Here is a 21229-nt window from a genome sequence, read left to right as displayed (position 1 = left end):
TGGCAATATTCCCCTTTTAGGGATAGGCTTTTTATGGGTATAAACACTTATATCTAAAAGCCCTCAAGAGCCTTTTACTAAGGCATCTATTGATTTGCGTATGACTGTATGACTACTTTTTTCTGTGCCCCGTCTGAAATTGGTTCGATGGTCCTCCATTCCCAATTCAATTCGTTCATCAAAGTCTGAGGTAAGAATTGAATTCTATAGCCAATGAAGTGAAGATGGATTTCCAGCCCTTAAAAGAGCGTGGCCAAAGAGAAGTTTTCTGTGGCCTGACTGGGATTATCTGGTTGCATCGAAAAATTCAAGATGCATTTTTTCTGGTGGTTGGTTCTCGAACCTGCGCACACTTAATTCAGTCTGCCGCTGGGGTGATGATTTTCGCCGAACCACGTTTTGCAACAGCAATCATTGATGATCGTGATTTAGCTGGTCTTGCAGATGCTAATGATGAGTTAGACAAGGTTGTAAAGCAATTGCTAGAGCGTCGTCCTGATATCAAACTATTATTTCTAGTGGGCTCTTGCCCGTCAGAAGTCATAAAGTTAGATTTGTCGCGGGCAGCACAACGTCTTGGTAAAACATTTGCGCCAAATGTACGCATTCTGAATTATTCTGGCAGCGGTATTGAGACAACTTTTACCCAAGGGGAAGACGCTTGTTTAGCTGCGCTAGTGCAAGATCTACCCAAGTCTAATCAGTCTGATGAAGTTGATTTATTGGTGGTCGGCTGTTTGGCTGATGTGGTTGAAGATCAATTTAGTCGCATCTTTAAAGACCTGGGTCTCAAGTCTTTTGCTTTTTTCCCACCTAGGGAGTCGACGCAAAAAATCGTTGTTGGTCCAAAGACAAAGTATTTATTGGCTCAGCCATTTTTGACCGATACCGCTAGATTCTTGGAAAATTTAGGGGCTCAGAGAATTGCTGCACCTTTCCCATTGGGTGTAGAGGGAACAGAAAAATGGTTTGCAGCCGCCGCCCAAGAATTAGGTGTGCCTAAAGATATCTTTGAGAAGGTCATTGCACCCCAACGTGATCGTGCCAATAAGTCACTTGCGCCGCATCGTGAGATCCTGCAAGGAAAATCTATTTTCTTCTTCCCTGACTCACAGTTAGAGATACCCTTGGCTCGTTATTTAAATAGAGAGCTTGGCATGAAATTGATGGAAGTCGGCGTTCCCTATTTGCATCGTCAGCATATGGCGGAAGAATTAACTATGTTGGATTCTCAGACGCAATTATCTGAAGGTCAAAATGTAGAAAATCAATTAGACCGTTGTCGCGCGCAACAGCCAGATATGGTTGTCTGTGGCTTGGGATTAGCGAATCCCTTGGAAGCCGAGGGCTTTACTACAAAGTGGTCGATTGAGCTTGTCTTCACACCTATTCAAGGATTTAACCAAGCAGCTGATCTTGCGGAATTATTTGCTCGCCCTTTAACGAGAAAACATAAGCTCATGATGGCGGAGACCGTATGAAATTAACGCTTTGGACTTATGAAGGACCACCCCATGTTGGAGCGATGCGCATTGCTACCGCAATGGAGAAGGTGCATTATGTTCTGCACGCTCCGCAAGGCGATACTTATGCCGATCTCCTTTTCACCATGATTGAGCGGATGAAAAAGAGACCGCCGGTCACTTACACCACTTTCCAGGCGCGCGATTTAGGTAGCGATACTGCAGAGTTATTCAAAGATGCTGCTAGATCAGCTTATGCCCGTTTTACGCCTGATTTATTAATGGTGGGCGCTTCCTGTACAGCAGAGTTGATTCAAGATGATCCTGGCGGCTTAGCCGCCGCGCTTGATTTGCCTGTGCCGATCTTGCCGCTGGAATTGCCGGCATATCAAAAGAAAGAGAATTGGGGCGCAGCAGAAACCTTTTATCAGATGGTTCGCCTATTGGGGCAGTCATTTATTCTGCCTCCAGGCCAACAACGTCCAGCCCGTGCAGCCAATGCAAAGCCGAGTTGTAATATTTTAGGGCCTACGGCTCTCGGTTTCCGGCATCGCGATGATGTCGAAGAAATTTCTCGTTTATTGCGCGATTTAGGAATTGAAGTCAATGTGGTTGCACCTTTAGGCGCTAACCCTGCAGATATCGCGCGTTTGCATGAAGCCGACTTTAATGTCAATTTATACCCAGAGACAGCAAATACTGCAGTCACTTGGATGAGTAGAAGCTTTGGTCAGCCTTCGACTAAAACGATTCCGATTGGATTTAAGGGTACTCAAGCTTTTATTACTGAAGTCTGCCAGTTAGCAGATATTGAGTGTGATGTTGAAAAATTAAGTCAATCATCTAGAGCACGTTGGTATGCGTTATCGGTAGACTCAACCTATCTCACCAACAAGAGAGTCTTTATTTTTGGTGATGCAACGCATGCAATTGCTGCAGCAAAAGTAGCCGCTCATGAAATGGGCTTCAAAGTAGTTGGACTAGGCACCTATAGCCGTGAATTAGCGCGTGAAGTGCGTGAGGCTGCTGCTGAATTCGGGCTTGAGGCAATCATTTCTGACGACTATTTAGAAGTTGAAGAAAAGATTACTGAACTTCAGCCAGAGTTGATCTTAGGAACCCAGATGGAGCGTCATATTGCCAAGCGCTTAAAAATACCTTGTGCGGTCATTTCCTCTCCAGTGCACGTCCAAGATTTTCCATCTCGTTATTCTCCGCAAATGGGCTTTGAAGGTGCCTGCGTATTATTTGATTCTTGGGTTCATCCTCTCATGATGGGTCTCGAAGAACATTTAATTGGCATGTTCAAAGGAGACTTTGAGTTTCATGATGGCGCGATGCCATCCCATCTTGGACATTCGACTCCCGCAAAAGAGGCCTCAGAGCATGCCCCTTCGATGATTACTGTCAAGAATGGAGCACCTTCCTGGGAAAATGACGCTGAAAAAGAGCTCAATAAAATCCCATTTTTTGTGAGAGGCAAGGCCAGAAGAAATACAGAGCGTTATGCAGTTGAGCAAGGACTCTTGAGTATTACCTTAGAAACTTTGTATGATGCAAAGGCACACTTTAAAAGTTAAATAGTGACATCTAGTCAAAAACAGTGAAAGCAATCCAAAATGAAAGCAATTAACATACCCGTTTCAGATTTTCGCAGTCCACCACCTGATGGTGAAGGAAGCCTTCAAGTTCAGCTAGATCCCAATTTGAAAATTGGTAAAGCGAAGGTCTTTGCGATTTACGGTAAGGGTGGGATTGGTAAGAGCACTACCTCATCTAACTTATCGGTTGCTTTCTCTAAATTAGGAAAACGCGTCATCCAAATTGGATGCGATCCTAAACATGATTCAACATTTACCCTCACCAAAAAGCTGATGCCTACGGTAATTGATGTGCTGGAGAAAGTGGATTTTCATTCCGAAGAGTTGCGCATCGAAGATTTTGTGTATGAAGGTTATAACGGCGTAATGTGTGTAGAAGCGGGCGGACCTCCAGCAGGAACAGGTTGTGGGGGCTATGTGGTTGGGCAAACTGTGAAACTCCTGAAGGAACATCATTTACTGGACGATACCGATGTCGTGATTTTTGATGTGTTGGGCGACGTAGTTTGTGGCGGCTTTGCTGCGCCACTGCAGCATGCTGATCGCGCGCTTATCGTTACTGCCAATGACTTTGATTCTATTTTTGCGATGAATCGCATTATTCAAGCTATTGGTGCAAAAGCCAAAAACTATAACGTTCGCTTAGGTGGCGTGATTGCAAATCGCAGTAAGGATACCGATCAAATCGATAAATTCAATGAACAGGTCGGATTAAAAACGATGGCTCACTTCCCTGACTTGGATGTGATTCGTCGTAGTCGTCTTAAAAAGTCAACTTTATTTGAGATGGAGTACTCTCCTGAGCTTGAAAAAGTCCAGCAAGAGTACATGCGTTTGGCTGCAGCACTTTGGGCCGGAGCAGATCCCTTGCCTTCAATACCAATGAAGGACAGAGATATATTTGATTTACTTGGCTTTGATTAATCTGCTTAATTAATCACTGGGCATGCCAACGAGCTTGGCTGTAATTTCCCAGAGATCGTTGCTTAATTTTTCGCTCTTGGCTTTCATAGAAAGTTCTTGGGCGAAAGGCTCTCTGATAGCCGAGTTGCGATTGCCCCAGCTCCAATGAACGCCTGATTGGGTAAAGCGTGGATCTGCAACCACTTGAGCAACACGTTCTCCAGCAAGCTCTTGGCTCACATAACCCTTGGTAATGTTTTTCTGAAACCAGGGAAATATTTTTTGAAAGAGTGGCGGAGTGTCTCTAAAGAGTGCCGTCTCAGCTACACATCCAGGATATAGGGTATTAAAGATCACGCCAGTACTAGCGTGATATCTTTTTTGTAGCTCTCGATTCATGACCATATTGCATAGCTTGCTATCTTTGTATGCCTTGCCAGGTTTAAAGGGTTTTCCATTGATCATGGCAATCGGTGCTTTAAAGCCAGCCATGAGACCTTCTAAAGCACCAATATCTGCGGGGGCAGGAATAGGTACTTTGCCGCCGAATTCTTCTGAGTTGGCGGTCACAGTGCCTAAGGTAATCAGACGTGCATGCTCATGTTGTTTGGCAGTTTGGATTAACTTGTCCAGCAGCATTCTGCTCAGAACGTAGTGCCCAAAATAATTCGTAGCTACGCTAATTTCAAATCCTTGAGGAGAGCGGGCAGGTTCTTTTAAGAGTGGTAAATAAGTCGCCGCATTACAGAGCAAAGCGTTAAGCTTTTGACTGCTTTCATTAAAGCGTTGGACAAATGCTTTAACGCTATCGAGATTTCCAAGGTCTAGTTGCCAGATTTCATATTGGCTTGGATCAAATTGATGTGCCTTGGCGGTTAACTCCATTTTTTGAGGGTCTCGGACTGCCAGTATCAGTCGCCAATGACGAGCCAGCAGAGCTTTGGCGGCATATAAGCCAACTCCAGATGAGGCTCCAGTAATAATGGCAAGGGGTTGAGTAGTATTGGCAGGCATTTTTCTATTACAGTCTTAGTTTTGGTAGAAATTCATCATTGTTATTTTAAGGCTAGAAATCGATGCTCCTCAAAGCGTTCAAGATCATTGCTCTGGTATTAACAACCTTCATCTTTTTTGCAGCCCTCTATTTATGGGCTCCCGATAAGTCTAAAACAGAGTTAGAAAAAATGTATGGCTCTCCTAAAAATGCATATGTCAGTGCATTGGGAGTCAACATTCATTATCAAGATACTGGCCCTTCCAAAAACCCGATACCCATTCTATTTTTGCATGGCTTTGGTGCAAGTTTGCAGACTTGGGATGCTTGGTCAGAAGCTTTAAGTCAGGACTACCGTGTGATTTCTGTAGACTTGCCAGGATTTGGTCTTACCGGAGAAGATCCAAGTGGCGTCTATACCGATGAGAGAAGTGTAGAGGTGCTTGAGGCTTTCATGAAAGCGCTACAAATTCCAAAGGTGGTGTTGGTAGGCAATTCGATGGGCGGCAAGTTTGCTTGGCAATTTGCCGCGCGGTATCCGGATCAGGTTGCGAAGTTGGTGCTCATCTCACCGGATGGGTATGCTAGCCCAGGAATTGAGTACGGCAAAAAGACTGAAGTCCCTGCAATTGCTCAGCTCTATCGCTATTTCTTTTCTAAAACTTTTTTAGCAATGAACCTTGAGCCAGCTTACGCCAATCCAAAAACATTAAATGATGCTTTAGTGAATCGTTACTACGACCTGATGTTAGCCCCTGGGGTAAGAGGTGCCATTTTGGCCCGTATGCAGCAAACTGTCTTACAAGATCCAGTGCCCTCTTTGACCAATATCAAGGCACCTACTTTATTGATCTGGGGTGAGCAAGATGCTTTTATCCCGATTGCAAATTCAAATGATTACTTGAAGGTAATGTCTAATGTGAAGAGAGTATCCTTGCCTAATATTGGCCACTTGCCACAAGAAGAGCAACCTACAATTGGACTTCAGGCACTCAAAGAGTTCTTATAAGCAATGAAACGAATACCCTTAGATTGGCCCAATCGACAACATAGTAGTACCGTCTCTGTTGGAGGTTTAGATTGGCATGTGCAGCTCACTGGTAAGGGCCCTGTTGTTTTGTTATTACATGGCACTGGCAGCTCAACCCATTCTTGGTCTGATCTGATTCCTCTGTTAGAAGCCCATGCACAAGTCTTAGTGCCGGATTTGCCAGGACATGCCTTTACCTTAGGCGCAAAACTAGAAGACTTAACGCTTGATGAAATAGCAAACTCTTTACAGCTACTCATTGAGCAATTAGGGATTGAAGCACCCTCGATCGTAGTCGGCCATTCTGCTGGTGCACCTTTAGCATTGCGTTTTGCCGTAGGTTCACCAAAGCCACCTAAGCTAGTGATTGCTTTGAACCCCTCTTTTATACCGCCGCCAGCTGTGTACACTAGTTTCTTTGGACCACTCTTAGGTCCCATTACCCGATCCTCAACGCTCTCTAGCTTGCTTGCTTCACTTTCACCTAGTTTAGGAATGGTCGATAAGCTGCTAGACTCAACGAATACGATTTTGCCGGAGACTCGCAGAGTTTATTACCGTAAACTCTTTGAGCGTTCAGAACATGTACGCGGCTCCATGAATTTTATGGCGGCGGCAGATATTCACAAAGTTTTGGTTGAAGCAAATTTATATCGCGGTAAATTAATTTGCGTCTTAGGTAATCAGGATGCGTGGATTCCAGTAAAACCTTTAGAAAAGATTATTCTGGATTATTTTCCTGCTGCAGAGATTGTGAAATGGGAAGGTGGTCACATCATGCATGAGCTGGAGCCGAACAAAGTGGCACAACTGATTCTCGAAGGCTTGAAGACTGAGTTTGGCGATTAAGCCTTTTTCAGGCCCTGCATGATCGCTTGTGAAACCTCATTAGCGCCTGCATTCGGTAGTGGCAAGTACATAGACCCCAGCATTGCAGCCATGGCTTTACCTTCGTCTCGAGCTTGCGGTGAAGTATCAATCCATAAGGACTTAAAAGAGTAATGAGATGCAGCGCGTGCTGACTGCTGCGCATCTTCCATTGCCTTTGGTCTTCCAGGAGAGCCATCTTTAGCAATATTGGCTCGGCCATCCGTTAAGAAGACTAAGGCGGGGGTAAGTCCTTTTCGCATCGATGCGCTAGCAACTTCAAAAGATTCATCAATCGCACGAGACAGGGGGGTCCCACCACCGCCAGGCAGACCACTGAGGGCTCGTTTAGCCTTGACTAATGAACGCGTAGGGGCGAGGACGAGTTCGGCAACACTACCTCTAAATGACATCACTGCTACTTGATCTCGTCTTACGTAGCATTCGGCTAATAGCAATTCCACTGCACCCTTAGCTTCTGCAAGGCGATGCATCGCGGAGGAGCCGGATGCATCTACGATAAACATCGTTAAGGTTTGAGTGCGCTCTTGATAGCGCTTAATCCGAAAATCTTCTTTGCGAATCAAAATTTTCCCAAGAGGGATTGTTTTGCCAGCTGCCTTCATTTCTGCTCTGCGTACAGCTTGCCAAGGAACAGCAGCACGCAGCGTATCGATGATGCTCAGAGTTTTGCCACCCTCGGGCATGCCGGGTATATTTCCGAGTGGACGACCACGTATGCGGCCGACTTTGATAGCGCCAGTTTTGCCACCCATACCTTTAGGTGTTTTTAAGTCAGCTAAATCTGCCAAGCGCGCCAAGAGGTCTGCAGGGATTGCTGCTTGAGCGGCTTCTAAAATTTCATCTTCAAGCGCTTGTGGATTTTCTGCATTATTTTCCTGTTCCTCTCCCTCATCTTCATTCCTATTTTGATCTTCACTCGGATCAGGTGGAGGTGTTTCTGGAGGTGGCGGCTCTTGATCTAAGGGATCTTGCTCACTCTCAGGTTGTTCGTCTGACTCTGGTTCAGGTGGAATCTCTTCCTCTTCGGGCGGAGCGCTTTGTGGCAGTCGCGTAGCGCGTGGGGATAAAACTAATGCAATCGCTTGTTGCAAATGCATGTTAGTCACTTCATCTTCTCTATCAAAAGCTGCCAAACACTTCGCGGTATTCATAGCCAGATTGAGGGCGCGTATCGATATCACCCCCAACTGTTCAGCAACACCAACCAATGCATTGAGACTATCTTCACTCACAGTGACTACAGAGAAGTTCTCACGTGCATATTGAAGTGTTTGGGCATCAGGCAGAAAATCATCATCAGTTTCTGGTAGATCTCTCCATCCGAGAATATCGAGGTTCAACAGAAATGCGGTTCTCTGCCGAATTTTTTCATTGGGTTGTTCGTCATCTTCGATACCTTCATCCAAAGCCACAACTCCAAAGCGACTTTCAATTCTGCGGCTTTGACCATCACGCTCAATTGCAATAAATCCATTATCCAAAGCGCTCACCACTTTCGCTACAGCGCCTACTTCAACTCTCTCTGCCATTGGCATGAGTAATAACTGTTGATCACATTGCGCGAGGAGTCCCTGCCTGAGAACGGCTTTGCCTGTGCGTAGTGTTTGATCGAGATCGATGCCGCCAATCAGATTTTCATCTGAGATGCCAAGAGGCATTTTGCGTAAAGGCAGGCGCATACCTCCTAATTGAGCGACGGTATTAAGGTAGCTTAGCCAACGATCTCTGACTGGTCCAGAGCGTGCACGCAAAATTACGCCACCCAAACCATGCGGATGAATAGCTAAGAGTTGGGCAACCTGGAGCGCCCGCAACCAAGTTTCGAGTTTGGCGCTCTTACTAATCTCTTGCGTTTGTGCTAGATTTTCCAAAAGACAGTATTTGCTGATTGAGTGTTTTTACTTACTTTTTTCGGGAAACAATTCTTCTAAAGCTCTTCTGACTCGAACGGCAGAACTAGAGTCATCCAAAGGATTGCGCCTGAGTCGATGCTGTAAGGCAGGTACTGCAATCTTTTTCAGGTGCTCGATCGTTACCTGATTTTTTCCGCAGAGTGCAGCATAAGCTCGGGTTGCGCGCAGCAGGGTTAACTCCCCACGTAGACCATCAGTTCCCAGGTGACTGCAAAGCTGAGTTACTTTTTCAAGCATCGCATCATCCACTTTGACTGAAGGCAATTTCTTTTTCCCAGCTTGAATTTGCTGTCGAATGATGTCATCTTCTTTTTCCCAAGTCTCCATGAACTTCGCTTGATTGCGCTCAAACTCATCGCGTCGTTTGATAATTTCTACTCGAGACTTTGATTCTTGAGGAGTCTTCACTTCAACAGCAAGACCAAAGCGATCGAGTAGTTGTGGACGTAATTCACCTTCCTCTGGGTTACCGCTGCCGACTAGAACAAATTTTGCAGGGTGACGAATACTGAGACCCTCTCTTTCGACCACGTTTGCTCCAGAAGCAGCAACGTCGATTAATAAATCGACTAAGTGATCTTCTAAAAGATTCACTTCGTCTATGTACAGGAAGCCTCGATGTGCTTTAGCAAGAAGGCCGGGTTCATATGCTTTTTCTCCGGAGCTCAGTGCTTTTTCGATATCTAATGCGCCAATAACCCGATCTTCCGTAGCGCCCAATGGCAAGTCCACTACTGGCACTGCTTTCTTAATGGCCTTGAGTTTTCCACCAACCTTGAGCTTGGCTCTTAATTCATCGCATACAGGACAGGTTCCTGGTGCAGCATTCGGATCACAGGCATATACACAATCTTGAACTGAGCTCATCTCCGGAAGCAATGCTGCAAGTGCACGAACTGCCGTGGATTTTCCTGTGCCACGGTCGCCCATTACTAACACTCCCCCAACACTGGAATCGAGTGCCGCAATCAAGATTGCCAGCTTCATATCCTCTTGCCCAACAATTGCAGAGAAAGGGTAATTACGTGCCATTCAGATTCCTTGAAATTATTTAATACGAGCCTAATAAATTGATTTATTGCATAGCAGCAAATCAATCAATGAGTGCTCAATTCTTTAAATATACCGGTATTGAGTTTTTATTAGGAGATACCCTTAAAGGATAGTTTTGAGGCGAAATAGGTGTCTAATTTGGTTGACAGTATTGTAGGATTCTTCAAGAATCAATCAGAGATAGAAAGTAAAAACTAAAAAGTAAATTTTTTTAAATTTAATCTTTTTAATAACACTTATTGAATGCTTACCAAAACAAAATCTTCCAATATGCATGAGCCTATTAAGTTAGTGCTTGTGACTATGGATACTCATTTAAATAGTGCTGCAAACCGTGCCTATGAGGATCTCAAGAAGACTATTCCGGGAGCAACGCTGAGCATCCATTCAGCCAGTGAATTTGCCGGTAATCCAGAGCATTTACAACACTGTAAGGACGACATTGCTAGTGGCGACATCGTGATTGCCACCATGTTGTTCCTAGAGGATCACTATTTACCAATTTTGGAAGATCTTAAAGCAAGGCGAGACCATTGTGATGCCATGGTTTGTGCCATGTCTGCAGGAGACGTTACTAAGTTAACGAAAATTGGCAAGCTCGATATGAGTCAACCAGCCAGTGGCTTGATGGCCATGCTGAAAAAGCTCCGTCCAAGCGCAAAAGACAAAGATGGCAATAGCAAGAGTTCGACTGCTGGCGCAAAGCAAATGAAGATGTTGCGTGTGATTCCGCAAATGCTGCGCTTTGTGCCTGGAACTGCTCAAGACCTCAGGGCTTATTTCTTGTCATTGCAGTATTGGCTGGGTGGTTCTCAAGAGAACATGTACAACATGATGGTTAATCTGATTAATCGTTATGCAGCTGGTTCACGTGAGGTCTTGCGTAAAAATGCGAAGGCCCTTGATCCAGTCGAATATCCTGATTCTGGGGTGTATCACCCACGCATGAAAAATCGCTTGAGTAGTAATTTAAGTGATTTGCCTAAGGTAGTGCCAGATGCAAAAGCGCGCGGAAGAGTCGGACTTTTGGTTCTGCGTTCTTACTTGGTCTCTGGTAACAGTGGTCACTATGATCCGGTCATTGCCGCATTAGAAGCGCAAGGTTTACAAGTAGTGCCTGCTTTTGCGGCCGGTTTAGATGCTCGCCCAGCTATTGATGATTACTTTACAAAAGAGGGCAAGCCAACGATTGATGTCATGGTTTCTCTAACAGGCTTCTCTTTGGTGGGTGGACCAGCCTATAACGACGCTCATGCGGCTGAAGAGGTGTTGGCTAAATTAGATATTCCTTATATTGCGGCTCACCCTGTTGAGTTTCAAAATCTTGAGCAGTGGGGAGGTTCTGAGCGTGGTTTGCTCCCAGTAGAGAGCACCATCATGGTTGCGATCCCTGAACTAGATGGCTCAACCATTCCGATGGTGTATGGTGGGCGACCCGGTGCATCTGGTACCACCTGTACAGGTTGCCATAAGCAGTGTTCATTTACAGATGACCATAATCCACAGGATATGTTTACCTGCACCGAGCGTGTTGGAATGCTGGCCGCACGGGTTGGAAAGTTAGTTGACTTGCGTCGTTCGGAGCGTGCGCAACGTAAGGTTGGCATTGTATTGTTCAATTTCCCACCAAATGCCGGCAATATTGGTAGCGCTGCTTACTTGAGCGTCTTCCAATCGGTCCAAAATTTATTAGTTGGCATGAAGGAGCGTGGCTACACCGTTGACGTTCCCAAGTCCGTAGATGAGTTGCGTGATTCAATCTTAAAAGGCAATGCCCAGCAGTATGGCGCAGATGCAAACGTGCATACCTTAATTCCTGTAGATGATCATGTTCGGCGTGAACCTTGGTTAAAAGAAATTGAAGCGCAATGGGGCCCAGCTCCAGGTAAGCAACTCTCTAACGGAAGCTCCATCTTTGTACTTGGTAAGCAGTTTGGCAATGTGCTGATTTCTGTGCAACCTTCGTTTGGTTATGAAGGTGATCCGATGCGCTTGCTATTTGAACGTGGTTTTGCGCCAACCCATGCATTCTCTGCTTACTATCGTTACTTGCGGGAAGACTTTGCTGCTACAGCAGTCATTCACTTTGGTACGCATGGCGCATTAGAGTTCATGCCTGGTAAGCAAACTGGCATGAGTGGCGCATGTTGGCCAGACCGTTTAATCAATGATCTGCCTAATATTTATTTGTATGCATCGAACAATCCTTCTGAGGGCGCGATTGCTAAACGCCGCTCTGGTGCAACCCTGATTAGTTACCTTACTCCGCCAGTAACGCAAGCCGGTTTATATGCCGGCTTGGCTGATCTCAAAGCATCGATTGAGCGCTTTAGATCTTTAGATGTTGATGCAAATCAGGAGCGGATAGATTTGGGAGATCTGATTCAGGCCCAGGCAGCAGAGATTGATCTATGCAAAGCCGAGCCTGTCTGGGATAAAACAGACCTAGATGGTTTGCAAAATATCGTCAGCAATCTCTTTAATGAATTACTCGAGCTCGAGTACACCTTAATTCCTCATGGCTTGCATGTGGTTGGTGCTGTGCCACCTTTAGCTGAGCGCTTTGGATTATTAAAAGCGATGGCTGATGTAGCTCTGGATCATCCAGTTGAAGATACGGTGGTAGAAGCCCTGATGAATGGCGAGAAGTTTGACAAAGTGATTGATGCTTATCCTGAGCTATTAGAGCTTGGTACTCGCGAGATATTAGAAGATTTGTTTGGCAAGATGGTGCAGTCCAATAAGTTGATGTCTGCAGAGACTGAAGTGACTGGTATGTTAGATGCGTTAGATGGACGCTTTATTCGCCCAGCAGCTGGTGGCGATGTGATGCGCAATCCTGAAGTATTGCCAACGGGCCGCAACCTACATGGCTTTGATCCATTCCGTATTCCCAGTGTATTTGCCGTGAAAGATGGCGCTAAACAGGCTCAGCGCATTTTGGATAAATACCAAGAAGATGGCAACTCACTTCCAGAATCGATTGCGATGGTTTTGTGGGGCAGTGATAACTTGAAATCTGAAGGCGGTCAAATTGGTCAAGCGCTTGCATTGATGGGCGCAAAACCACGCTTCGATAGTTATGGTCGTCTAGCAGGCGCACAATTAATTCCCTTAAGTGAGCTGGGTCGCCCAAGGGTTGACGTAGTCATTACTTTGTCTGGCATATTCCGCGATTTATTGCCTTTGCAAATTAAGTTGCTAGCTGAGGCAGCATTTATGGCAGCTTCTGCAGAAGATGAGCCGCTAGAACAAAACTTTATTCGTAAGCATGCTTTGGCTTACCAAAAAGAACATGGTTGTGATTTAGAAACCGCTTCATTGCGTGTTTATGGAAACGCCGATGGCGCTTATGGTTCTAACGTTAGCAATATGGTTGAAAACAGCGTGTGGGAAGAGGAAGATGAATTGGCTGAAACCTACACCCGTAGAAAAGGTTTTGCTTTCGGACGTGCTGGTGTACCGATTCAAAATAACGCTTTGTTAAAGAGCGTTCTATCCGATGTACAAATGACTTATCAAAATCTTGACTCGATGGAGTTAGGTGTAACAACAATTGATAACTACTTTGATACCTTGGGCGGAATTACGAGAGCAGTGAAGCGTGCCAAGGGTGGTGCCGACGTCCCAGTCTTTATTGGTGATCAGACAAAAGGTGAGGGTGCAGTCAGAACACTCTCTGAACAGGTTTCTTTAGAAACTCGTACTCGGATGCTCAATCCAAAATGGTACGAAGGCATGTTGGAAAGTGGTTATGAGGGTGTGCGACAAATTGAGGTGCATATCACCAACACCATGGGCTGGTCTGCGACTACGGGTCAAGTGCAGCCTTGGGTCTATAAGCAGTTAACAGAGACTTTTATGCTGAACCCTGAAATGCGTGAGCGTTTAGCAAAACTAAATCCTACTGCTGCTGCTCGTTTAGCGAATCGTTTGACTGAAGCGTCGCAAAGAAATTACTGGCAGCCTGAGCCAGAAATGCTCAAAGCGATGCAAGAGGCTAATGACGAGCTAGAGGATCGCTTAGAGGGCATTTACGACAATAACTCTTTAGCGGCTTAATGATTTTCAGTGGCTAAAACTCTTTCTTAAACACAATACTTGAATACAAAATTTAATATGAGCATATTAGAACGAATTAATCAAAGTCTTGAGGATGCAATGCATTTAGCTCAATCCAAACAGGGGCCACAGCTCTTGCAAGAGGCAATGCATTACTCAGTGTTTCCAGGCGGAGCCAGAATTCGTCCGCAATTATGTTTAGCTGTTGCTGCAGCGTGTGGTGATGATGATCCTGCTTTATCAAATGCGGCTGCTAGTGCCATTGAATTATTGCATTGTGCATCTTTAGTGCATGATGATTTACCTTGCTTTGACGATGCAGAGTTACGACGTGGGAGACCCTCTGTGCACGCTGCCTATGGCGAGCGTATTGCAGTGCTCGCCGGAGATGCACTCATTGTGTTGGCATTTCAGTGCTTAGCTAGTTCTGGTACACGCTCTATCTTCCGCTTGGGCCCTCTCATGAATACGATTGCGATGAGTGTCGGTTCACCCCGTGGAATTGTTGCAGGTCAAGCGTGGGAGTGTGAGCCAAAAGTCGATTTGAGCGACTATCAACGTGCTAAAACAGGCTCTTTGTTCGAGGCAGCAACTGCTGCTGGTGCACAAGCAGCCGGTGCTGATGCCGCCACCTGGAGGCCACTTGGTGAATGGCTCGGTGAGGCTTATCAAGTAGCAGATGACATACGTGATGTCGTAGCTGATCAAGCAGAATTAGGAAAGCCTGCTGGCCAGGATATAGCTCATGATCGTCCGAGCTCTGCTAGGGATTTGGGTCTTAGTGGTGCCGTGCAACGCTTTGATGAATTAGTAAGGAAGGCTATTGCCTCTATACCGCATTGCAAAGGTGAGAAGATGTTGCGTGCTCTTGTTACTCAAGAATCTGAACGTCTTGTGCCTTCAGATTGGTTTAAAGATGCAAAAAGAAAAATTTTATTTCGTCAAACCAGTCATTCTTAATCCCATTACCAACCTTATTTAATTTCTGAATTGCCATTCATGGAAATTTTCTTCGATTGGCGAAATCGACTCATTGCTTCACCCAGCTTTCAGCGCTGGGCTACACGCTTCCCCCTTACTCGCTGGTTAGTCAAAAAACAAGCATCCGATATTTTTGATTTGATGGCGGGGTTTGTTTATACCCAAGTTCTATTAGCCTGCACTCAAATCAACCTGTTTGATATTTTGGCGAAGGGTGCTCTCAGCTTTGATGAACTACAACAACAAATCCCATTAAAACCTGCTGGCCTGAGGCGCTTATTGGATGCAGCTGTTGCTATTGAGTTGCTCGTAAAACGTAGCGAAGATCGTTATGCCCTCAGCATGAAGAGCGCCCCATTGGTTGGAAATATTGCTATTTTGGATATGGTTAAACACCATGCCGATTTTTATCGTGATCTCGCTGACCCAATCGCGCTCTTGCAGGGCGATACCAGTTCTGCTTCGCTCAACGAATACTGGCCCTATATCACTTCTGAAAAGGGTGCTGCACCAGAAAACTTGTCTGCTGAAAAGGTTGCCGCTTACTCCAAATTGATGGCGCATACGCAATCACTAGTAACAGATGAAATTATCGATGCCTATTCTATGGGTAAGCATCAAACGGTTCTTGATATTGGTGGTGGGCAGGGCGCCTTTATTAAAAGGTTGGCCGCACGTTACCCTCATTTGCAGTTCAAATTATTTGATATCCCTGGAGTAGCAGAGCTCTCCAATGCTCACTTCAAAGACATTGGACTTTCTGGGCGCGCGCATGCGATTGGCGGCAACTTTTTTCAAGATCCCTTGCCAAGAGGGTGCGATCTTGCCACCCTAGTGCGGGTTATTTTTGATCATGATGATGCTCGCGTAAAGCAGTTACTCGCCAATGTGTTTGATGCCCTTAATCCTGGCGGCACTTTATTGCTAGCAGAGCCAATGGCTGAGACCAAAGGTTTTGAGGCAATGGGTCACGCCTATTTTGGTTTTTATTTATTGGCAATGGGTAGGGGCAGACCGAGAACTGAAATTGAAATAAGACGCTTACTGGGCGATGCAGGTTTTACTGGTATTCAACTATTAAATTCCTATATGCCCCTAAATGCACAAATATTGCAGTGCAGTAAACCTACTCTTTAAGGTACGTAAGACGCACTTCAAAAACATATCCATAGAAGTCTCTCTAAATACTCAATTTAGTAGAGAAAACCCCTAGATGACAAGTGGGCAATTAAGGATTAAAAACTAAAGTGTAAATATTTTTTTACACATTTAATCGAAAATTGAATGACCCAAGAGACATGACCGATAAGTATCAAACCAGGGCAATTGTTCTAGAAAAGCCAGAAAGTGTCATTCTTGCTGATCTTGAATTAACGCCCATGACCCCCATCGATGTCTTGGTAGATATGGAGTGGAGCGGCATTAGTACTGGTACAGAAAAATTATTGTGGACCGGAAAAATGCCCAACTTTCCTGGCATGGGTTATCCGCTCGTGCCCGGTTATGAGTCTGTAGGTAGGGTAGTCAAAGCAGGTACCGACTCGAATCTGAAGGTGGGACAAAGAGTATTTGTTCCAGGAGCTAAATGCTATGGAGAAATTCGAGGCCTGTTCGGTGGCGCAGCTTCACGAGTGATTGTTGATAGTAATCGCGTGATTGCGATTCAAGATCATTTAGGCGAAGAGGCAATCCTCTTTGCTTTGGCTGCGACTGGTTATCACGTGACCTCTGGTCCTGGTCAGGAGCAACCAGATTTAATTGTTGGACATGGCGTATTAGGTCGCTTGATTGCGCGGATTGCAGTTGCTAAAGGCAAGCGCCCAGTAGTTTGGGAGACCAATGCAGGCCGCCGAGAAGGCGCTGTAGGTTATGACGCCATAGATCCTAAAGACGATCAGATTAAGAAGTACAAAACGATTGTGGACGTGAGTGGCGATGCCAAATTAGTAGATACATTGATCAGCTGCCTTACTCCTAGCGGTGAAATTGTTTTGGCAGGATTTTATGACACGATTTCTTTTTCGTTTCCGCAAGCATTTATGCGGGAAGCGCGTATTCGTATTGCAGCACAGTGGGCGCCTGGAGATTTAGTTGCAATTAAAGATTTGGTGGAGTCGGGCAAGTTAAGTTTAGATGGCTTGATTACGCATCGCTCTTCACCTAATGATGCAAATGAGGCCTATCACACGGCTTTCAACAATATTGATTGTTTAAAAATGGTTCTAGATTGGAGAAATCTACAATGAGTTCATCAAGCATCCCAGCAACAGCAACAGTGCAATTCATGGACCTTAAGAAAGAGGCTGCAATTGAGCCCGATCCAGTTTCCACAGGTCCAGTGACCAAAGAAACCCAAATCATTGCTATTTATGGCAAGGGCGGAATCGGTAAGAGCTTTACGCTTGCGAACCTGTCTTACATGATGGCTCAGCAAGGCAAGAAAGTGTTGTTGATTGGTTGCGACCCTAAAAGCGATACTACTTCTCTCCTATTTGGCGGCAAAGCTTGCCCAACCATTATTGAAACTTCCTCGAAGAAAAAATTAGCTGGTGAGTCAGTATCGATTGGCGATGTTTGCTTTATTCGTGATGGTGTATTTGCGATGGAGCTCGGTGGTCCAGAAGTAGGTCGTGGCTGCGGTGGTCGCGGCATTATTCATGGCTTTGAAACCTTAGAAAAATTGGGCTTTCATGATTGGGGCTTTGACTATGTACTCCTTGATTTCTTAGGTGACGTGGTTTGCGGCGGCTTCGGTTTGCCAATCGCACGTGATATGTGCCAAAAGGTCATTGTGGTTGCTAGTAACGATTTGCAATCTCTCTATGTTGCTAACAACGTTTGTTCAGCGGTGGAGTACTTCCGTAAATTAGGCGGTAACGTGGGCGTAGCAGGTATGGTGATCAATAAAGATGACCTCACTGGTGAAGCTCAGGCGTTTGCTGAAAAGGCTGGTATTCCAGTACTAGCAGCTATTCCTGCGAACGAAGATATTCGTCGCAAGAGTGCTAGCTATGAAATTATTGGTCAGCCTGGCACGCAGTGGGCCCCACTATTCGAAGAGCTGGCTACCAATGTTTCAGAAGCTCCGCCAGTTCGTCCTAAACCATTAAGTCAAGATGAGTTACTAGGCTTGTTCTCTTCAGAAGTGACTGGTCGCGACATTGTTTTGAAGCCCGCTACCGTTAAGGACATGATGGGTAAAGACGAAGTCGTTAAGAAAACACTCGAAGTTATTTACGATCAAGCTTAAAGAGATAGAGAGCAATCTGCTGCTATGACTAAAACGATCATTCCGATTACTCCAGAGGAAAAGTTAAAGACCGATCCTGCTTTAGGTGATGGTCTGGGCTGTCACTCCGGTGAAGCAGAGATGCTCGCTGCTGCTAAGGCAGCGGGTAAGTCGGAGACTTTGCAGCAATATGCCAAAGACTATCCTAAGGGCCCGCATGACCAACCACAAAGTATGTGCCCTGCATTTGGAGCATTGCGTGTAGGTTTGCGGATGCGTAGAACTGCCACGATTCTTTCCGGTTCTGCCTGCTGTGTTTATGGCTTAACTTTCACTTCTCATTTTTATGGCGCCCGTCGTAGCGTGGGTTATGTGCCGTTTAATTCAGAGACTCTCGTGACTGGTAAGTTGTTTGAAGATATTCGCGACTCTGTCTACCAAGAAGCTGATCCAGAAAAATATGACGCAATCGTCATTATTAATTTATGCGTACCAACAGCCAGTGGTGTTCCACTTCAGTTGCTGCCAAAAGAAATTAATGGTGTCAGGATTATTGGGATTGATGTACCAGGCTTTGGTGTGCCAACCCATGCTGAAGCAAAAGATGTTCTAGCCGGTGCCATGCTCAATTACGCTCGCAATGAAGCCATGTCGGGTCCAGTGCAAGCGCCTCGTGCTGGTCGCTCAAGCAAGCCAACGATTACTCTATTAGGTGAAATTTTCCCAGCAGATCCTGTTGGCATCGGTATGATGATTGAGCCAATGGGCTTGGCAGTTGGTGCTTCAGTGCCTACTCGTGAATGGCGTGAAATGTATCAAGCGCTCGATTGTGTAACCGTTGCTGCACTACATCCGTTTTATACCTCTTGTATTCGTGAGTTTGAAGCAGCAGGACGTTCCATTGTTGGCTCAGCTCCAGTAGGTTATGAAGGTACAGCGCGTTGGTTAGAGGCCATTGGTAAATCAACCAATACTCCACAGGATCTGATCGCTGCTGCACAAAACAAGATTCTTCCAGCCATTAAAGGCGTGCTTGCTGCGGCACCAATTAAGGGCCGTATTACCTTAAGTGGCTATGAAGGTTCGGAGCTCATCGTAGCCCGTCTACTGATTGAGAGTGGTGCCGATGTTCGTTATGTTGGCTCTGCCTGTCCTCGCACGCCATGGAGCGATGAAGATCGTGAATGGTTAGAGGCCAAAGGAGTGCACGTTCAGTTCCGCGCTTCATTGGAGCAAGATTTGGCGGCAATGAAAGAATTCAAACCAGACTTGGCGATTGGTACTACCCCAGTAGTGCAAGCTGCGAAGCAAGCGTCAATTCCCTCTCTGTATTTTACGAATTTGATTTCAGCAAGACCGTTGATGGGTCCTGCAGGTGCTGGTTCATTAGCGCAAGTAATCAATGCCGCGATTGGTAATCAAGCGCGTTTTGATGAGATGAAAGCATTCTTTGGTGATGTTGGATCTGGGTTTAAGTCTGGTGTTTGGGAGAATGTTCCTCAAGATCATCCAGAGTTCAAAGCTGAAGTGCGTCGCAAACTAGAGAAGAAAATCAAGAAGCGTAAAGCTGAGGAGATGATGTAATGTTTGTCATCGATCATGATCGCGCCGGTGGATATTGGGGAGCAGTGTACGTATTTACTGCTATCAAAGGTCTGCAAGTAGTTATTGACGGTCCTGTAGGTTGCGAAAACTTACCGGTGACTTCTGTTTTGCATTACACCGATGCATTACCTCCTCACGAGTTACCGATTGTCGTTACTGGCTTAGAGGAAGAACAGTTAGGGCGTGAAGGTACTGAAGGTGCCATGAAGCGTGCGCATGCTACCTTAGACCCAGACTTACCAGCAGTCGTAGTGACAGGTTCCATTGCAGAAATGATTGGCGGTGGCGTTACTCCTGAAGGCATGAATATTGCTCGTTTCTTACCAAGAACCATCGATGAAGATCAATGGCAATGTGCTAATCGCGCCATGTATTGGTTATGGAGCGAGTATGGCGTTCGTAAGATTCCAGAGCGTAAACCCAGAGCAGAAGGTGAAAAGCCACGTGTCAATATTATTGGACCTTGTTATGGCACCTTTAATATGCCGAGTGATTTAGCAGAAATCCGTCGTTTGGTCGAAGGTATTGGTGCTGAAATTAATATGGTCTTCCCATTGGGATCCCATTTGGCTGAAGTTGAGAACTTAGTCAATGCTGATGTGAATATCTGTATGTACCGTGAGTTTGGACGCATGCTTTGCGAAGCTTTGGAGCGTCCTTATTTGCAAGCGCCTCTAGGTTTGCATAGCACTACTCAATTCTTGCGCAAACTCGGTGAATTGCTTGGTGTAGATCCAGAGCCATTTATTGAACGCGAGAAACATACCACCATTAAACCGATCTGGGATTTGTGGCGTTCAGTAACCCAAGACTTTTTCAGTACTGCAAGTTATGCAGTAGTCGCTAATGAAACTTACACCAGAGGCATTCGTCATTTCTTATCCGATGAGATGGGCCTACCTTGCAGCTTTGCTGTTCCACGAAAGCCTGGTGAGAAAACCAATAATCAAGACGTACGTAAGTTGACCAAAGAAAAGCCACCACTAGTCATGTTTGGTAGCTATAACGAAAGAATGTATTTAGCTGAAAACGGCAGCAAAGCCTCTTATATTCCCTCATCATTTCCTGGCGCCATTATTCGTCGCCATACCGGTACTCCATTTATGGGATACGCCGGCGCAACCTACATCATTCAAGAGTTTTGTAACGGACTATTCGATGCGCTCTTTTATATCCTGCCCTTGGGTACCGATATGGATAAGGTCGATGCTTCGCTAACGCGAACTTATCGTTCGAATGCTCTGCCTTGGGACCAGGATGCTCAGAAATTGGTGGCTGACTATATTAAAACCAGGCCAGTGTTGGTTCAGATTTCTGCCGCTAAAGAGATGCGTGATCGTGTAGAGCAAGAAGCAGAAAAAGCTGGCGAAGAAAGAATCACCGCTGCCAGAGTGAAGTCATCCTGTAAAGAAATTATTGAAGAGGTCGAAGCATGATGACTTCATTGGCAAAAGTTAACTTCAACAAATCAATTGATTTGTTGAAAACGGAATGTGGCATGCCG

At 45.5% G+C, this 21229-nt stretch carries 15 protein-coding genes; 12 read left to right on the top strand and 3 right to left on the bottom strand.

The window, feature by feature from the left end; all coding sequences use genetic code 11:
• The first annotated feature begins 197 nt into the window (after positions 1–197).
• Genes ICN21_RS04225 through bchL form a run of 3 tightly spaced genes read left to right on the top strand, consistent with a single transcriptional unit; the run spans position 198 to position 3988 of the window.
• Positions 198–1481 carry a ferredoxin:protochlorophyllide reductase (ATP-dependent) subunit N gene (locus ICN21_RS04225; RefSeq protein ID WP_255534200.1) on the top strand — a complete coding sequence of 428 codons (1284 nt, stop codon included), beginning with the start codon at positions 198–200 and terminating at the stop codon, positions 1479–1481.
• Positions 1478–3043, top strand: coding sequence for a ferredoxin:protochlorophyllide reductase (ATP-dependent) subunit B (gene bchB / locus ICN21_RS04220; protein ID WP_216176920.1), 1566 nt, complete (start codon positions 1478–1480; stop codon positions 3041–3043). Before ICN21_RS04225 ends, bchB begins: the two co-directional genes overlap by 4 nt.
• A 39-nt stretch (positions 3044–3082) precedes the next feature.
• Positions 3083–3988: a ferredoxin:protochlorophyllide reductase (ATP-dependent) iron-sulfur ATP-binding protein gene (gene bchL, locus ICN21_RS04215; protein ID WP_215295351.1), complete on the top strand. Its 906-nt coding sequence runs from the start codon at positions 3083–3085 to the stop codon at positions 3986–3988.
• Positions 3989–3997: 9 nt separating this feature from the next.
• On the opposite strand, the gene ICN21_RS04210 is transcribed toward bchL, so the two are convergent.
• Positions 3998–4981, bottom strand: coding sequence for a protochlorophyllide reductase (locus ICN21_RS04210; RefSeq protein WP_216176918.1), 984 nt, complete (start codon positions 4979–4981; stop codon positions 3998–4000).
• A 62-nt stretch (positions 4982–5043) separates the two neighbouring features.
• On the opposite strand from ICN21_RS04210, the gene ICN21_RS04205 reads away from it, so the two are divergent.
• Both ICN21_RS04205 and bchO read left to right on the top strand, forming a co-directional pair.
• Positions 5044–5970, top strand: coding sequence for an alpha/beta fold hydrolase (locus ICN21_RS04205; RefSeq protein WP_216176916.1), 927 nt, complete (start codon positions 5044–5046; stop codon positions 5968–5970).
• Between the two features lie 3 nt (positions 5971–5973).
• Entirely contained in the window at positions 5974–6840 is an 867-nt protein-coding gene (gene bchO, locus ICN21_RS04200; protein ID WP_216176914.1) for an alpha/beta fold hydrolase BchO, read from the top strand.
• Here the strand turns inward: bchO and ICN21_RS04195 are convergent.
• Both ICN21_RS04195 and bchI read right to left on the bottom strand, forming a co-directional pair.
• Positions 6837–8753: a VWA domain-containing protein gene (locus ICN21_RS04195; protein ID WP_216176912.1), complete on the bottom strand. Its 1917-nt coding sequence runs from the start codon at positions 8751–8753 to the stop codon at positions 6837–6839. The two genes, bchO and ICN21_RS04195, sit on opposite strands and share 4 nt — an antisense overlap.
• Positions 8754–8780: 27 nt before the next feature.
• Complete coding sequence (gene bchI / locus ICN21_RS04190; RefSeq protein ID WP_215295341.1) at positions 8781–9827, bottom strand: magnesium chelatase ATPase subunit I; 1047 nt, start codon at positions 9825–9827, stop codon at positions 8781–8783.
• Positions 9828–10091: 264 nt separating this feature from the next.
• On the opposite strand from bchI, the gene ICN21_RS04185 reads away from it, so the two are divergent.
• The 7 genes from ICN21_RS04185 to bchZ all read left to right on the top strand — a co-directional run bounded on the left by ICN21_RS04185 (position 10092) and on the right by bchZ (position 21161).
• The gene (locus ICN21_RS04185) at positions 10092–13910 is read left to right on the top strand and encodes a magnesium chelatase subunit H (RefSeq protein WP_216176910.1); all 3819 of its coding nucleotides are present in this window, start codon (positions 10092–10094) and stop codon (positions 13908–13910) included.
• A gap of 57 nt (positions 13911–13967) precedes the next feature.
• Positions 13968–14870, top strand: coding sequence for a polyprenyl synthetase family protein (locus ICN21_RS04180; protein ID WP_216176908.1), 903 nt, complete (start codon positions 13968–13970; stop codon positions 14868–14870).
• A gap of 39 nt (positions 14871–14909) precedes the next feature.
• Positions 14910–16028 (top strand): methyltransferase, encoded by a 1119-nt coding sequence (locus tag ICN21_RS04175; RefSeq protein ID WP_216176906.1) that lies wholly within the window; start codon positions 14910–14912, stop codon positions 16026–16028.
• Positions 16029–16171: 143 nt separating this feature from the next.
• Complete coding sequence (gene bchC, locus ICN21_RS04170; RefSeq protein WP_255534199.1) at positions 16172–17137, top strand: chlorophyll synthesis pathway protein BchC; 966 nt, start codon at positions 16172–16174, stop codon at positions 17135–17137.
• Positions 17134–18141, top strand: coding sequence for a chlorophyllide a reductase iron protein subunit X (locus tag ICN21_RS04165; protein WP_215295333.1), 1008 nt, complete (start codon positions 17134–17136; stop codon positions 18139–18141). Before bchC ends, ICN21_RS04165 begins: the two co-directional genes overlap by 4 nt.
• Before the next feature lie 24 nt (positions 18142–18165).
• Positions 18166–19704 (top strand): chlorophyllide a reductase subunit Y, encoded by a 1539-nt coding sequence (gene bchY / locus ICN21_RS04160; RefSeq protein WP_216176905.1) that lies wholly within the window; start codon positions 18166–18168, stop codon positions 19702–19704.
• Positions 19704–21161 carry a chlorophyllide a reductase subunit Z gene (bchZ, locus tag ICN21_RS04155; protein ID WP_215318457.1) on the top strand — a complete coding sequence of 486 codons (1458 nt, stop codon included), beginning with the start codon at positions 19704–19706 and terminating at the stop codon, positions 21159–21161. Before bchY ends, bchZ begins: the two co-directional genes overlap by 1 nt.
• Positions 21162–21229 lie beyond the last annotated feature (68 nt).

It is taken from the genome of Polynucleobacter sp. AP-Feld-500C-C5 (assembly GCF_018882265.1).
Lineage (GTDB): Bacteria > Pseudomonadota > Gammaproteobacteria > Burkholderiales > Burkholderiaceae > Polynucleobacter.
This window is presented reverse-complemented; position numbering and strand designations above follow the sequence as displayed.

What these genes read in the sequence shown, in the direction of transcription:
- bchB (WP_216176920.1), top strand. Translation starts at nt 1,478, where the DNA reads ATGAAATTAACGCTTTGGACTTATGAAGGACCACCCCATGTTGGAGCG.
- bchL (WP_215295351.1), top strand. Translation starts at nt 3,083, where the DNA reads ATGAAAGCAATTAACATACCCGTTTCAGATTTTCGCAGTCCACCACCT.
- ICN21_RS04210 (WP_216176918.1), bottom strand. Translation starts at nt 4,981, where the DNA reads ATGCCTGCCAATACTACTCAACCCCTTGCCATTATTACTGGAGCCTCA.
- ICN21_RS04205 (WP_216176916.1), top strand. Translation starts at nt 5,044, where the DNA reads ATGCTCCTCAAAGCGTTCAAGATCATTGCTCTGGTATTAACAACCTTC.
- bchO (WP_216176914.1), top strand. Translation starts at nt 5,974, where the DNA reads ATGAAACGAATACCCTTAGATTGGCCCAATCGACAACATAGTAGTACC.
- bchI (WP_215295341.1), bottom strand. Translation starts at nt 9,827, where the DNA reads ATGGCACGTAATTACCCTTTCTCTGCAATTGTTGGGCAAGAGGATATG.
- ICN21_RS04185 (WP_216176910.1), top strand. Translation starts at nt 10,092, where the DNA reads ATGCTTACCAAAACAAAATCTTCCAATATGCATGAGCCTATTAAGTTA.
- ICN21_RS04180 (WP_216176908.1), top strand. Translation starts at nt 13,968, where the DNA reads ATGAGCATATTAGAACGAATTAATCAAAGTCTTGAGGATGCAATGCAT.
- ICN21_RS04175 (WP_216176906.1), top strand. Translation starts at nt 14,910, where the DNA reads ATGGAAATTTTCTTCGATTGGCGAAATCGACTCATTGCTTCACCCAGC.
- ICN21_RS04165 (WP_215295333.1), top strand. Translation starts at nt 17,134, where the DNA reads ATGAGTTCATCAAGCATCCCAGCAACAGCAACAGTGCAATTCATGGAC.
- bchY (WP_216176905.1), top strand. Translation starts at nt 18,166, where the DNA reads ATGACTAAAACGATCATTCCGATTACTCCAGAGGAAAAGTTAAAGACC.
- bchZ (WP_215318457.1), top strand. Translation starts at nt 19,704, where the DNA reads ATGTTTGTCATCGATCATGATCGCGCCGGTGGATATTGGGGAGCAGTG.